At 36.8% G+C, this 14,923-nt stretch carries 15 protein-coding genes and 1 pseudogene; 3 read left to right on the plus strand and 13 right to left on the minus strand.

What is annotated here, in order from left to right; translation table 11 throughout:
• Window positions 1-66 precede the first annotated feature (66 nt).
• On the plus strand, window positions 67-951 hold the full coding sequence (locus BN1243_RS23025; RefSeq protein WP_062105686.1) for a DNA translocase FtsK: 885 nt from the start codon (window positions 67-69) through the stop codon (window positions 949-951).
• Window positions 952-1,330: 379 nt separating this feature from the next.
• Here BN1243_RS23025 and BN1243_RS07770 read toward each other — a convergent pair.
• From BN1243_RS07770 to BN1243_RS07805, 8 genes and pseudogenes are all read right to left on the minus strand, one after another.
• A pseudogene (locus BN1243_RS07770) lies at window positions 1,331-2,233 on the minus strand (macrolide 2'-phosphotransferase).
• A 437-nt stretch (window positions 2,234-2,670) separates the two neighbouring features.
• Window positions 2,671-4,047 carry a 23S rRNA (uracil(1939)-C(5))-methyltransferase RlmD gene (gene rlmD / locus BN1243_RS07775; RefSeq protein ID WP_407638851.1) on the minus strand — a complete coding sequence of 459 codons (1,377 nt, stop codon included), beginning with the start codon at window positions 4,045-4,047 and terminating at the stop codon, window positions 2,671-2,673.
• Window positions 4,047-4,916 (minus strand): DNA-3-methyladenine glycosylase family protein, encoded by an 870-nt coding sequence (locus tag BN1243_RS07780; RefSeq protein WP_062105688.1) that lies wholly within the window; start codon window positions 4,914-4,916, stop codon window positions 4,047-4,049. Before BN1243_RS07780 ends, rlmD begins: the two co-directional genes overlap by 1 nt.
• A gap of 271 nt (window positions 4,917-5,187) precedes the next feature.
• Entirely contained in the window at window positions 5,188-5,985 is a 798-nt protein-coding gene (gene pdaA, locus BN1243_RS07785; RefSeq protein ID WP_062105690.1) for a delta-lactam-biosynthetic de-N-acetylase, read from the minus strand.
• A 95-nt stretch (window positions 5,986-6,080) separates the two neighbouring features.
• The gene (locus BN1243_RS07790; protein ID WP_062105692.1) at window positions 6,081-6,887 is read right to left on the minus strand and encodes a YfkD famly protein; all 807 of its coding nucleotides are present in this window, start codon (window positions 6,885-6,887) and stop codon (window positions 6,081-6,083) included.
• Window positions 6,888-6,986: 99 nt separating this feature from the next.
• Window positions 6,987-8,042, minus strand: a complete 1,056-nt coding sequence (gene cax / locus BN1243_RS07795; RefSeq protein ID WP_062105694.1) for a calcium/proton exchanger — start codon at window positions 8,040-8,042, stop codon at window positions 6,987-6,989.
• Between the two features lie 109 nt (window positions 8,043-8,151).
• The gene (locus BN1243_RS07800) at window positions 8,152-8,538 is read right to left on the minus strand and encodes an OsmC family protein (protein ID WP_062105696.1); all 387 of its coding nucleotides are present in this window, start codon (window positions 8,536-8,538) and stop codon (window positions 8,152-8,154) included.
• A gap of 11 nt (window positions 8,539-8,549) precedes the next feature.
• Window positions 8,550-9,386, minus strand: a complete 837-nt coding sequence (locus BN1243_RS07805; protein ID WP_062110490.1) for a YihY/virulence factor BrkB family protein — start codon at window positions 9,384-9,386, stop codon at window positions 8,550-8,552.
• A gap of 183 nt (window positions 9,387-9,569) precedes the next feature.
• On the opposite strand from BN1243_RS07805, the gene BN1243_RS07810 reads away from it, so the two are divergent.
• Window positions 9,570-9,797, plus strand: a complete 228-nt coding sequence (locus BN1243_RS07810) for a DUF1128 domain-containing protein (protein ID WP_062105698.1) — start codon at window positions 9,570-9,572, stop codon at window positions 9,795-9,797.
• A 116-nt stretch (window positions 9,798-9,913) separates the two neighbouring features.
• On the opposite strand, the gene BN1243_RS07815 is transcribed toward BN1243_RS07810, so the two are convergent.
• Complete coding sequence (locus BN1243_RS07815) at window positions 9,914-11,506, minus strand: aminotransferase class V-fold PLP-dependent enzyme (RefSeq protein WP_062105700.1); 1,593 nt, start codon at window positions 11,504-11,506, stop codon at window positions 9,914-9,916.
• 16 nt (window positions 11,507-11,522) lie between these two features.
• Window positions 11,523-12,122 carry a glycerol-3-phosphate acyltransferase gene (locus tag BN1243_RS07820; RefSeq protein WP_084781851.1) on the minus strand — a complete coding sequence of 200 codons (600 nt, stop codon included), beginning with the start codon at window positions 12,120-12,122 and terminating at the stop codon, window positions 11,523-11,525.
• 117 nt (window positions 12,123-12,239) lie between these two features.
• Between BN1243_RS07820 and BN1243_RS07825 the strand changes: the two genes are divergently transcribed.
• Window positions 12,240-12,680 (plus strand): flavodoxin domain-containing protein, encoded by a 441-nt coding sequence (locus BN1243_RS07825; protein WP_062105704.1) that lies wholly within the window; start codon window positions 12,240-12,242, stop codon window positions 12,678-12,680.
• A gap of 106 nt (window positions 12,681-12,786) precedes the next feature.
• Here BN1243_RS07825 and motB read toward each other — a convergent pair whose 3' ends face one another.
• From motB to BN1243_RS07840, 3 genes are all read right to left on the minus strand, one after another.
• Window positions 12,787-13,593 carry a flagellar motor protein MotB gene (gene motB, locus BN1243_RS07830; RefSeq protein ID WP_062110492.1) on the minus strand — a complete coding sequence of 269 codons (807 nt, stop codon included), beginning with the start codon at window positions 13,591-13,593 and terminating at the stop codon, window positions 12,787-12,789.
• Complete coding sequence (gene motA / locus BN1243_RS07835) at window positions 13,577-14,380, minus strand: flagellar motor stator protein MotA (protein ID WP_062105706.1); 804 nt, start codon at window positions 14,378-14,380, stop codon at window positions 13,577-13,579. The genes motB and motA overlap by 17 nt, the downstream gene beginning before the upstream one ends.
• 93 nt (window positions 14,381-14,473) lie before the next feature.
• Window positions 14,474-14,851: a DnaJ family domain-containing protein gene (locus tag BN1243_RS07840; protein WP_062105708.1), complete on the minus strand. Its 378-nt coding sequence runs from the start codon at window positions 14,849-14,851 to the stop codon at window positions 14,474-14,476.
• Window positions 14,852-14,923 lie beyond the last annotated feature (72 nt).

Raw genomic sequence — 14,923 nt, forward strand, 5'->3', positions numbered from 1 at the left:
TGTTCTAAAAAGAGAGAGGAGGACATAGGATGTTAATAAAACGAAAGGGTAGAGGTGAAATAGATCATGCGTAATAAAGTTTCCGTATTAATTGTACAGCCTAATGAAATACCAATTTTAAAAGATATACAGATGGACAATAAAACAATAGGGGCAATTCTAAATACAGATCCGCAAGAAGTCACTAAATGTGTTACTTCCGACTATTACCTATATATGCCAAGGTATTTTGATTCCAGTTATTGTATTTCCAATAAGCAATTTTTCTCTACTATTATTTTAGCAAAAAGAATAGAAAGGGATCACGCATCATTTAATTACTATAGTGAATACTCTGATACTGTAGATTCGTTTAATATTTCAACAACAAAAAAAGCATTAAAGTTATTTAATTTCCCCACCCAATTTACGGATGAACGGTCTTTTCGAGGTGTAAATATGGCCAAGGCTAAAGATTATCTAAACCATATTTTACACAGTAAAAAATTGACGCTTGAATCAAAAGGTTTATTACTTTTATTAGCAATGAATAATTTCACAATGTCATTAAAGGAAGTGCATAACTACACAAAAGAAGATAATAATCATATAGAGAAAATAATAGAAGAATTATTTAAAATAGAATTTTTCAAGCCTAAAAATAGTGAAGTTGAATTTAACGTCAATTTTTTCGATGATATGATAAAGGGGATTGAAAAAGAAGAAATTATAACCAATATTGAGGAAACGGAAGAGGCAATAGAACAGCCCGAAGCTCTTGAAATAGATGAATTATATCAGGATGTTAAGGATTTAGTGATTGAAGCACAATCAGCTTCTGTTTCATTTTTACAAAGAAAGTTTCGTATTGGATACACAAGGGCTGCAAGGCTTATTGATAGTTTAGAGGCAGATGGAATAATTGGTCCATATGAAGGATCTAAGCCTAGGAAAGTAATAGTCTCCCAATAAAATATATTGAACTTACCGTTAATTTGTACCGATCTCGCAATGATTTTGATAAAAAAATTACATTCCCACAATAGACGAAAACGGAGTAGATAATTGAGGACATTCTGATTCTAATGAGTGAGAAAAAAACCGAAAAGGATACCGATATTATACCGAAGGGGAACTAACCAAAATAGTCCAGAATCCTCACTGGACATTGAGTTGGGGAATGATTGATTTTGGATTGAATTTTGATTGAAGATGGGGTTGAGTTACAATTGAAACCTCGCCAAATTTTACAAAAATAGACCGAAGGCCTACCGGGAAAAATGCCGAAAAAAACCCTCGGATTGGGAACATTAATTTTATTTAAGGAAGCATAATTTTTTAGCGACAATAGCTACATTCTAGCTAAACCTAATTCTTTTTTTGCCATCTGAATATATTCATCCATACCAGATATTAAGGCAAATTCAGCTATTCCAACTGGATAAGCTGCGTTTAATTCAATGATATGTTCCTTCATCTTTGGCCAATGGTATCCTCCCGCTACTTTGTACGCTTGGATGAGTTCATCAAGACCTTCTTCACCAAATACTCTATAGTGGCCAACAAAATCAGTTGATATATCAGCTACCTTTGCTTCCGTCCAATCAATTAAACCTGTTACATTTCCTGATTTTTTAATGAGGATATGTCCTGGGTGCAAATCTCCATGAATCATTCCTGTTTCTTGTGGCCATATTTCTTCATCGTTCAACCACGACTGCCATCTATTCCATAACTCCTCTCCCACCCAAATTTCTCCTTAACAGCATCCATTCGGTCTTTCATGATTTGTTTTACTTCTTCTGGTGTTTGAACGACATCCCGCTTCTTCTGCTTGTTTTTGTGGAATTCGATGAAGTATCGCCAATATTTTTCCTAGTGACTGATAAAATCCTTCTGGAATATTATTTTCATCAATTTCAAAAACATAGGCTTGTGCTTCAGGGTCAATGGTTCCTGCCGGAACACCACGTAACTGTTTATAAGCAATCAGCTCTTCTGTGTAAACTTCCCAATTAGGAGCCTCAAATTCTGCGTATTTGTTGATAATATCCAATGCGTTTTTTTCTGCCTTCGTTCTAGGAAATACATCAGACCATCTCGGAATCCTCAGTACCCATTCCTTTCCTTCCTGATCCTTAGCAAATACAACCTGAAAGTCTAATCCAGATTCATTAAAAACCAAAGAATTTTCTAACAATTGGAAAGTATGTCTATCTGCAATTTTCAATACTTCTTTTTTTGTATAACTCATTATTATCACATCCAAATCACTTTTTGTGCAATCGTATAGCTAAGTTATTTACATATAGCATTAGCATTATGTAAATATCGTATAAACTTCTCAACTCTTAGCCTGTCTGTTTTAATAATGTTCCCATTATCAATAAAAATTAGCGATTAAATGCCCTATTACTGTTCTTATTAATCTTGCAGACTTCATAAAGGATTCAGGTTCTTGCTCCTGTTCTCATAAATAACTTGCAATTGTTTAGGGGACTTTTCTCCTGTTTGTAGAACTGTATATTGAATATCTGGTCGATTAAAATATTCAGCATGTGCCTTGGTTGTATTAATCATTTGATATGTCGGGCTTTACGAGCTTTTTCTCACGCAATCTTGGAACATTTTTATTCTCACTGGTTAGGGGAGGATGAAAATGTTTATTATCACTTGTAGGAAGAATTTTAGTTAGTTACATTTTAAAATGAGTTGCGAGATACACTCCACATGCGCCGTCTGCGGAAACATATCCACTGGCTGAATGTACTCCACCTGATAATGTTTACTAATAAACTGCAAATCCTTTGCCAATGTTGACGGATTGCACGAAACGTAGATGAACTTTTTCGGTTTGATTTTCAAAAGTGTTTGCAGGAACTTTTCATCACACCCGGTCCGCGGAGGATCGACGATGATAACGTCTGGGTGCCAGCCTTCTTTTTCCCACTTAGGTAAAATGTCTTCAGCTTTCCCTGTCACGTACATTGCATTTTCTACACCGTGTTTTCGTGCATTTTTCTTGGCATCAGTTATTCCTTCGGCGATGACGTCCATTCCGCGGATTTCCGCTGCATCTTCCGCAAGCCACAGTCCGATCGTTCCAACTCCGCAATAAGCATCGACTATTTTTTCTTTACCTGTAAGTTGAGCTGCCTTTTTGACTTCATCGTATAGTTTAAGTGTCTGTTCAGGATTTAATTGGAAGAAGGCCCGAGCTGAGAGTTCATAGGAGAACACACTCATTTTTTCTTCAATATATTCGGTACCTGCTAATTTTTGAGTTTTATCACCAAAAACGAGCGAGGTTTTCTTTGGATTGATGTTTTGCATAACTGACATTACTTCTGGAAGCCGTTTCTTTATTTCTTTTATAATCATTTCTTTTCGAGGAAGTTCTTTTCCTGTCGTTACTAGAACTATTTGGACCTGTCCAGTCTCAACGCCTACCCTAACTACGATCGTCTTTACGATTCCTTTTTTCGTTTTTTCATTGTAAATAGGAATTCGGAAATCTTCGAGGATTCGTCTGACCTCGTTATTGACTTTATTCGTTGCTGGATGTTGAACGATGCATTCTGGAACACTGATAACTCGGTGTGAGTTTAAGCTATATAAACCCGCCACTACTTTGCCATTCACTTCACGGATTTGGAACTGACTTTTATTTCGATATTTCCAAGGATCCTCCATTCCAATTGTTTCGCGGATGTCCATTTTTTCTATATTAAAATTGGTGTGTCTTTCTAATGACTGAATGAGGATATCTCGCTTTTCTTTCAATTGCTGATCATATCGTAAATGTTGTAGTTGACAGCCACCACACTGTTCATAGACGGGACAAGGGGCTTTTACGCGGTATGGTGATCGTTTTCGAACCTTTTTCACGATTGCTTCTGTAAATTTAGGATGAACTTTTACAGCTTCAACTACTACCTCTTCTCCTGGAAGTGCTCCAGGTACAAAAACGACTTGCTTTTTAAAATAGCCTACCCCTTCTCCATTAATACCAATTCTTTTAATAGTTAGCGGAAATTTTTGGCTTTGCTTAATTTTTTCCATGTTCATCACTCTTCCTCGATGCTTCTCCATAAATAGAGGGACGCATAACTTAAATACGGTTCCCATTCTTTGCTATATTCTAACATTTCCTCACGGGTTGGCTTTTTTTCCAATCCAAGCAGATTTTTAATAGCCTTTTGAATACCTATATCTGCTGCAGGAAATAGATTAGGCCTTCCTAGTCCAAATAATAAAAAGCTTTGAGCCGTCCACGGTCCGACTCCGCGAATTTTAACCAGTTCTCGAATGATCTCCTCATCAGGCAATGTGGACAAATTTTCAAGTATTAATTCTCCGCTCGCAAGCTTTTGAGCCAAATCGATAATATATTCTGCTTTTCGCTGGCTAAACTTAAGTACTCTTAATTGTTCAGTTGCTAATTTTGCCACTGTTTCCGGGAGTGGATAAAAAGGAACGCCATCTATTTCAAAGCCAAAGGTCTTTACAAACGTCTCTGTAAGTGAAATAGCAAATTTCATATTTACTTGCTGATGAATAATTGATCTAATCAATGTTGTATATGGGGCAAATTCTAATACTACCGGAGTGCCCCGATGGACGGCAAAAATGTCTTTGAGGTTAGTTTTTGCAAAATGTTCTTGGATCTCATTTAACGAGACTTTCCATTGAAAAGCGGTATAAATTTTATGTAATACGTGCTGCTTCGTTGTCATATCATGGCCACTGACTAAAAATTCGGGTTCATCTGTCGTGCCAACGGCTTGAACCAAAGCCACTTCTGGTACTTCACCATAGATAGGCACTTTTATCGAGCGCTCTTGTTGATTGATTATATGTAGTGGATCCATGGCTAGTCTGCTTAAAGCTAAATCAAAATTATACGGACCTGCGATTTCAATTTTTTCTTGCCACATTAGCATAACCCCTAAACAAAAATTATTTTTCATTATAACATAATTAAAGCCAGGCTTTGAAATCCTGGCTTTGTTTTTGCTGGTTTACGTGGGTAGGGGTTATTTGCTACTAAAACAGGGGAATTTTATGAAGACGGAGTTTCCACTTTTATCACTTTTCTGTCTTCATTGCCCCTTATTTGAAGACGCACTTCCCACCTTCCTCGTTTTTCGGTCTCTAGCTTCAATTGGGGGCAAATGCCCTTCATCCTAGGAGCAAACTGCATAACTCCTACCACCCCATCAATGGCACATCTAATTTTTCTTTCATCATAAAATCGTCCAAACTTCGGAATTCATAACCGCGATTTTTTAAATCCTTGATCACCTTTTCTAATGCTTCGGCATTATCTTTTGAAACGGTGTGAAGTAAAATGACAGCTCCAGGGTGAACTTGTTTCATTATGTTGTCATAGGCATACTTCCAGCCCTTTTGATTGTTCGTTTCCCAGTCTTTAAAGGCAAGCGACCATAGTACATGGATATAACCTGCGTCCCCTGCGACCTTAAGTGTTCTTTCATTTAAAATGCCACGCGGTGGGCGTAAGTATTGCATACCCTTTTGTCCTGTAAGTTGTTCTGTCTTTTTTGAAACCTTTTCGAGTTCTTCTTTAATTTTCTCATCGCCAATTTGCGTCATATCTGGGTGGCTCCATGAGTGGTTTCCAATAATATGTCCATCCGTGACCATTCTTTTCGCTAAATCAGGCGCACTTTCTAAGTAATGTCCCGTAACGAAAAAGGTGGCTGGGACCTTTTCTTTTTTTAGCACATCTAAAACCTGCTCCGTAAATCCGTTTTCGTACCCATTATCAAAAGTTAAATATACTATTTTTTCACTCGGATTCCCTTTATAAAAAGCACTATATTTTTCAAGGAGTGCATCATAGGTTGCCCCGGCGTCTGCCTGTTGTTCATTATGCCCCTTTTTAAATCCCCAATGAATCGGTTTATCAGATAGGGCTTCTACTTTCAAAGTAAATGTCATGACAAGAATAAATATAAGACTGAAACTCAATATTTTCCTCATCTAACCTCCCGCCTTTCGTCCTTTTTCTTTAGGTTTTTCCATAGCGATTCATTCATGCGGACCAAAAAAAACCAGATTCACTAATGTGAACCTGGTTACGGTGCTGTATGGAAGGTGAAGGCGAGATGGTCTCGTATTGGGATCCACGCACCGATTTTTTGTGATGTAACATTTTTGATTTCAATTTTGCGTTTCGATCCTTTTATTACAAGGTAGACTTCCCCATAAGTTACTTCTCCTTTTTCAACGAGAGCAGGAACATAAGCATTTAGGTGACCTACCTTTTTCGGATTGACATTATAAACTTGGTGATGTTTCGTACCTGCGCCAATCGTTGCCTCCAACGTTAAAGGTAAATTCGTTTTTTTCATTGCTTTAAGCAATACCATGTTTTGAACATCTTCAGCTTGAGGAACTTTTGCTGTTAAGCCGCCTTTAATTCTCTTTTGAGCTTGTTGAACGAAATTCATTTGATGATTTCCTTCTCCTGAACTATTGTCATAAACATTAGAATTGATCTTCTGGTATTGCCAATTCGGAATCGTTTCTTCTGATTTATAATTTAATGGGTATTCTCCCATAAAAATTGTTGCACGCATTCCAATCGCTAATGGCGACTTATTAATAGAAGATTCATTTAAAATTCGGATCAAGTTGGGATTTTCAATTGCTTCATCTGCAGAGTCAATCAATTCTCTCGTAAATTCACTTGGTTTTAACTGTGGAAGATCTTCGCTTAGATTTGGAAGTGTATTTTCCTTTTCAATATTCAAAACAAAAGAAGGTATTTCGATTTTCTTATTAGTCTCTTTTTTATTCTTCGTTTCTGCTAAAGAATGTGGGGATGGTCCAGCTACTGCCAAAAAGGCTGACAATAATATTAACATTATAAAACGGAACATGAAGGCAAACTCCTTTCCTATTTTTAAGCAAACAATTTTTGCATGTAAAAATTAGTCATCTGCCTTTATGTTTTTCAGAAACCTTTAAGTTTATCCCTATTACAGCAAATAAAAACCAATCCCCATAATAAGATAAGCCGCAAGTAATGTAGCACCTTCAAACCAGTTCGATTCTCCATCATTAGCGATGATAATGGTCAATAAGACTGAAGTAGCCATTGCAATAATTTCAGGCATTGTAAAGACCAATGGCATGGATACTGGGAATAGCAATGAAACTAAGACAAGGATCGGAGCAACAAACATGGCGATTTGCAATGTTGATCCGACCGCGATCTCCACAGCGACATCCATTTTATTTTTCATCGCCATTAACACAGCTGATGCATGTTCAGCAGCATTTCCTACGATGGCCACAATAATAATCCCAATAAATAGTTCCGACCAGCCTAACTGCTCTCCAACTGCGTCAAATGTATGGACAAGTCTCTCAGATGTATATGCAACTGCTAAGGTCGCAAGTGCCAAAACGAGAGTCGCTCTTCCTTTACTCCATTCCGGCTCTTCCTGTTCGATGTTTTCCTCTGATTCTTGCGTATGATAGACACCGCGATGTGTCACAAGTTTAAAAAATAAAGCAGCTAAATAAAGCAAAATCATAATAATAGAAATACCGATACTTAAAGAGATTGTCTTCGTTTCACTCATATTTTGCGTAAACATTTCAGGAATGACAAAGGCAACAATAACAGCAAACATTAGTAAACCTGAGTTGTGCCTAGCATCATATACATTGAATTTTTGAACTTTAAACTTTAGTCCACCCATAAAAAAGGATAACCCTAATACAAGTAAGAGGTTTCCGATCACTGAGCCCGTTAATGAAGCGAGCACAACCCCTATTAACCCGGCCTTTAAGGAAAAAATAGATATAATTAATTCTACTGCATTACCGAATGTTGCATTTAGTAACCCTCCAATTCGAGGACCTGCAACTATCGTCAAACTTTCTGTCGCTCTTCCCATAAAGCTAGCAAGGGCAATAATAGTTAAACAGTAGACAGCAAACATAAGTAAACTTGGTAAATGAAAAATGGAGCCGATAACAGAAAAAGGCAGCCCCACAATTAAGATAATAAGGAATATTTTCTTCATTGTTTTTCAATCAGTCCCTTTTTGTCTTTGTTTACCATTATTCCTTGAGTAAGAAAAACGATACATGAAATTGAAATTTCCGTTAGGCTTTCCAATAGGAAACTGTATACTAAGCTTCAATTAATTCATAAGTTTTTTCTACTTCAATCGCACCTTTAACTGACTGGACCATTGAACAGTTTTTGTCTACTAATCCAAAAGCTTTTTTCACCTTAGCTTCACTCATATTTTTTCCTTTAATTTGAAAATGCAACTTCACTTTTCTAATAGGCTGTGGAGCTTCTTCACTTCTTTCAACGTCAGCATTTATTGAAATATCTTCTAGTTCAAAACGCATTTTCCGTAGAATTTTCTCAAGAACCCCTCCACTACAGACGGCTATAGAAGATGTAAGCAAATGATAAGGTCTAAACCCAAAGTTTTCGTCACTAGAAATATCAAGTCTTCCATATGGAAATTCTGAGTAAAAACCTGATTCTTTCATTTTAAATTCCATATCATTTCCCCCTATTTTTTATGATATTTTTCTCCCATTAATGAATTTACTTCTCCACCAATTATTATTATAATACCTGTTAGATAAAACCAAAGCATTAACACGATAATACCACCGATGCTTCCATAAGTTGACGTGTAATTTCCAAAATTCGCTACATAATAGGAAAAACCAAATGATACGATAATCCAACCTACACTTGCAAATAAAGCTCCGGGAGCAGCAGTAATCATCCTAATTCGAATGCTTGGTGCTAATAAATAGACAGCTAGAAAAACAACAAATAAAATAATTGGGCTGATTGTCCAACGAATAATTCCCCAAAATACTAAAAATTCATCTGAGATGCCAAGTTCAGAAAATACATGCATTCCTAATTGCTCACCAAATACAGGCACTAATAAAGCGAGGAGAAAAACGAAAATAAAAGCAATCGTCAAAAGTATGGCTAATCCTCTCGCTAAAAGAAAGGGACGTTTCTCCTCTACATCATAGGCACGATTTAAAGAGCGGATCAATGCATTCATACCATTGGAGGCCGACCAGAGTGTTCCGATAATCCCGATCGATAATAGCCCACCACTTCGATTTTCCATAATCTCTTGCAACGTATTTTCCACCATTTTAAAAGTTTCTTCAGGTGCAAAACCTTTAACGATATTAAAAATATCATCCTGGGAAAGAGGGGTGTATGGCAATAAGGTGACCATAAATATAAGCAGTGGGAATAAAGATAGCAAGAAAAAATAAGCGAGTTGGGCTCCCATCCCTGTAACGTCATTATCCATAATTCGGACAATTAACTTTTTCGTGAATTTAACGATCTTTTGAAAGATTTGCGACGGCATCGTTCTTCTCACTAGCATCACACCTTTGTTTAACTTAAATTCTATTATATAGGTTTCCTTTTTATGAGGTTCCGAAACCTCTTTATAGTAATTCAAGACTAAAGAAAAAGTGGAATCTCATATTGACAATTGAAATGGATCATGAAAGGATATTATTATGTATAAAGTGAGAGGATGAACGTGGTGGATCTATCAATAAAATCAGCTAAAAATATGGAATACATGGTAAACCAAATTGTTACCAAATTAAAAATGGTGAACGCTGGAGCGATTAAACCAGAGCATATGGACTCCGACCTATATGAGGAATTGAAAGAAATCTATGAGATGGTTATGAGAAAAAACAGCTTCAGTCCTAACGAAATGCAAGCATTAGCAGAAGAATTAGGGCGAATTCGAAAGGCGAACTAGAAAAGCGGAAGTTAGCGACGTAAAAAATCTTAAGGTTGCTAATCGGCAAAAGCCTTATTAATTAGTAAATAAAAGGACAGACATTCAAATTGTCTGCCCTTTTATTTATATACATTTTATTTTACAGCATCTAAAGTTCCTTTATAACAGATCTTTCCTAAAGCTCGAAGCATCCGCTCGATATCTTTCACGCTTATACTATTAATACAAGATATTTGTAGCCAATTTCTTTTTTGCAAATACGAACTCTCATAATGAACATTGATCCCATTTAAGAACAGATCATCGCCGATCTTTCGAGAGTTGTAATTCTCTCGTAAACCAATCGTCATGATTACTGGAGAGGAATTTGCTTCATCTGATAAAATATGGAAACCGAGTTTTTCGATCCCCTCTCTAATTAACTCATATCTATCTTTGATTGCATCATAAATGATCTCAGGCGGATCATATTTTATTAATGCGGCGTGTAAAGCATCTACTAGATTAGATGATTGTGAGTAAGGAATCCCGTCTGCTTCAAAATACGCTCCTAAATCCAGGTAACGTGGCAAATTGGAATTTGTTTTTGCTTCATTCTGATGAAATACAAAAGAGAGACCGGTATAACTGCCAAGTGATTTTCCACTTACTCCTGACGCGTAGGCAACACCATTCAAATCGATGGGAACTGCCCCCAACGAACTAACGCAGTCCAAACATAATTGTAAATTACGATTTTGACAAATATCTTTCAATTGATCAATATCATTTAAAATACCTGTTGATGTTTCGGAATGCACTGCCCAAATCCATTGATATTTACCATCTTTTACCCTCTGTTCAATTTGCTCATATTGAAACGGATCTCCCCATTGGGATTTCAATTGATCAAAATCAAGCCCCCAGCGTTCTGCATGATCAACAAGCCTCATGCCAAACTCACCATTCACTAGAATTAGGCCTTTTCCTCCAACTACGGAAAGTTGTCCAGCCACTACATCATTCGCCAGCGTTCCCGTTCCATGAAAGACTTGAACAAAACGGGCATTCACCATCGTTTTTAGTTTTGTTTGAACTTCAAGAAGGCGATCTGCAAATGCTTTTGAACGATGTGAGTATGGGTTATTCATAAAAGCATCTCTTACATTTTCAGAGATCGATACTGGGCCTGGCAGGAAATTAACAGGCTCTTTCAGTATTCTTCCAGCAAGTGTTGCGTCAAAAATAGCTTTTGTCAGATACATTGGTTGAAATGCTGCTTGAGCATCACCAGTTAGATAGGCAAATGGCTGAAATCCAAGTTGTTTATACAATTTTTGCTCACGTGTTGTACCAGAAATTAACGCTGCGTCATAACCCATTTTTAAACAATAACGGATGAGTCCTTGAGTCAATCCCATAAAAACTCTGCCGTTTCGATATGCTGGATCGACTGCTAATAAACGGATTTCACATGGACGATTCACTTGCACAGGCAAATGCTGTTCAACTTCACCAATCTTTCGATCTAATGAAAATGGTCGATTACTCCGAACACAGATCATTCCTACTAGTTGCTTTTCTTTTAAGCCAATAATATAAGTGTTCTCATCATGAAACTGATCACGGAGCATACCGGCTTGATTTTTTTCGTGTTGTGGAATTTCTTCCACAAAAGTTTGATAGTTTAACTTTTCGATTTGTTCAAATTCAAATGGTTCACTAGCAAGTTTAAAGATAAGGCTCATTTAGCCGATTTTCCTTTCACTTTAAAATTTTCTCTTTAATATTGTGCCGGTGCGATAAAATAATAAAAAATGATATAAGAGCGCCTATAAAAATAATAACCGGCTTATACGAAAAGAATATCATGACAAAAGGAATAGACGCAATAGCCCCTAAAGCGCCTATAGTTAGACTTCTGCTAATCAAGTAAAAAGGAATGAACAATACCAGCAATACCGCAAACAAAAGGGGTTGACAGGATAGCATTCCACCTGCGAATGTGGACATCCCTTTACCGCCTTTAAATCGGAAAAAAACTGGAAATAGATGACCTAAAATCACTCCTAGTAAAGCGAATAATTGCACGGTCAAGGAAAATCCGAAGCATTTAGCTGCTATAATTACTGCTGCTCCTTTAGCTGCATCACCTAAAAAGGTAAAAATAAAGGCTTTCTTGCCAAACATCCGGCCAGCATTCCTAGCCCCCGCATTTCCGCTTCCCACATCATGTATATTCCCTTTATACAAGAGCCTGCTTACAAAATGAGCTGTTAATAAGTTCCCAATCAGATAAGCAACTATAAATAAGATAATAACCTTCATAAATCCTTCCTCTCCACCTTTTTTCCATCGTACCATAAAATGACTATATTTTATTAAGAATATTTGTAGTTCCAATGGTTCACAGGTTTGTGACGGTTTTCTTTTATCGTTTTTGATAAAATAGTATATGAATCATGGGAAAAGAGTGATGTTATGAAAAAAGTGATTTTAATATATGCAAGTGCAACCGGAAAAACAGGGGCCATTGCGGATGCGATCATATCAGGGTTTGAGCAAACGAATGTAGAAGTTATCACGAAAGATCCTTTTAACACAGATCCAGCGGAATTACTAAATTACGATGGCATCCTAATTGGCACTTATACATGGGAAGGTGTCATCCCTGATGAGTTTATGGATTTCTATGAGGAACTGGACTATCATGACTTAACAGGAAAAAAAGCTGCTATCTTTGGTTCTGGTGATTCATACTATACTGATACGTATGGAGCTGCACTTGAACTATTTGAAGATAAGTTCATGGAGGTAGGAGCAAAAATAGTTCTGCCTAAGTTTCTCATAGAATTATATCCGGACCTTTCGGAAATTGAGGAAGCGAAGAAGTTTGCAGTACAATTTACTACATTGCTATAACAGAACAAATTAGGGCCGAGATTTTGATCACGGCCCTTTAACTTATCCTTATCTAATTATCTCGCATTAACAGGCTGTAAGACCCCCCACTGATTGAAGTTTCACTTTATTCCGTCGCCTCTGCACGCGGTAAAATGAGTACTTCTACTCGGCGGTTTTTAGCTCTTCCTTCAGCTGTTTGATTATCACCAATTGGCTGAAATTCACCAAATCCCTTTGCACTAAACCATTTAGGATCTAGATTTGTATCTTCTTCTAACAAGACCTTCATGAAATTGACTGCTCTCATAACACTTAATTCCCAATTCGATCCATAGTGAGCGTTACGAATCGGCACATTATCTGTATGCCCACTAATAATAATATTCCGCGGTGGTTCCATCTCAAGGAATTTTGCAAGTTCTCTAGCCGTATCTCTATCCTTTGCCCTTACTTCAGCCTTACCCGATTCAAATAAGACATTATCCCTAATCGTAAGCAAAAGACCTTCATCTGTTAATTCAGTAGAAAATTTACTATCAAATTCCTTTTTTTCAATAAAGGCATTGATTTTCGACTGGATTTCTTGAAGTTCTTTCTTATCTTCCAATTCCATCGTTAGCTCTTTTTGATTCTCCGTCTTCTCCTGATTATCATCTTCTTCCAAAACTGGACTCGATTTAGGTGGATAATCACTACTATGATCTGTGTTAACATCTATCGGATTCTGGTAATCTAACGGTCCCGTTCCGCCCATAAAGATACCATTAAATACACGGGACATTTGGTCAAATTTTTGAGCATCAACTGAACTCGATGCAAACAGCACAATAAAAAGAGCTAATAATAATGTTAATAAATCAGAATAAGGTAATAGCCATGCTTCACTTACTTCCTCTTCTTCTTTGTGTTTCCGACTACGACGCTTGGACATTTTCAACCTCACCACTTTCCTCCAATATTGCTTGCCTTTCAGAGGCTGGGAGGTAAGAAGCTAGTTTCTGTTCAATAATTCGTGGGGCTTCCCCTTCTAATATCGATAGAATACCTTCTACCATCATCTCTTTTAATCTTACCTCTTCTTGGGATTTACGTTTTAATTTATTGGCAAATGGATGCCACAATACATATCCTGTAAATATCCCTAGCAAGGTCGCAACGAAAGCAGCAGAAATAGCATGACCGAGCGCATCAGTATCAGCCATATTACCAAGGGCCGCAATTAAGCCGATTACAGCACCAAGTACCCCAAGTGTTGGAGCATATGTACCTGCTTGCGTAAAAATAGCAGCACCAGCTGAATGGCGTTCCTCCATAGCCTCAATCTCTTCATTTAAAACATCTCTAATATAATCAGCACTTTGCCCATCTACTGCAAGGTTTAATCCATTCCTCATAAATGGGTCAGGAATTTCATCTAGTTTCGATTCAAGCACTAATAAACCTTCTTTTCTCGCCAATTGTGCCAATTCCGAGAATTCCTTAATAACATCTTTTGGCTTATACGTTTTTTTCTCTTTAAAAAGAATACCAAACAATTTAGGTACCCGTTTTATTTCTGATGAAGGAAACGCAATAACTACACTCGCTGCCGTTCCAACTAGAATGATTAAAATTGCAGCTGGATTAGCTAGTACATTGACTGAGACCCCCTTTAAAACCATTCCCACACCAATTGCAATAAATCCTAAAATTAAGCCAATAATTGTTGTCTTATCCATTTATTTCACCCTAAACTTTAAATATGTCTTATTTTATATATCGACAGAACTATACAAAATTCAATCCATATTTTATCAAACAATTTCTTTTAATTATTCAAGTAATTTTCTATCTATTTTATCTTGGTAATTTTTAAAGACAGAGGAATTTGTTTTGATTCCTTTTTTGGATAATAGACTGTTATATTGCAATAATTTGGCATTAAGTTCTTTTTTTAAGCCTTGAGCTTCTAATTCATCTTCCGATTTACGAATTAAATCTTCAATAGACATAATTTCTTTTTTTACATCCATTTCTTCTGGTGAGAATCCAGCATTTTTCAACATTTTATAAGCCATTCTTAGTTCTTTCGGTATTCCTTCTAATGAATCTGGCGGCAATGGTTTTCCCATTCCAGGCAAATTATCAAATTCCCCATTTTCATAAGCTTTACGTATTCTTTCCTCAGTTAAATCCGTAAAACGATCCATAGCGCTCCCCCGCTTTCTTCCATCAATTATATAAAAAAAAACTGTCTCACAAAAGGTAATAATCCCCTCTTA

The organism is Bacillus niameyensis (assembly GCF_001375535.1).
GTDB classification, from domain to species: domain Bacteria; phylum Bacillota; class Bacilli; order Bacillales; family Bacillaceae_C; genus Lederbergia; species Lederbergia niameyensis.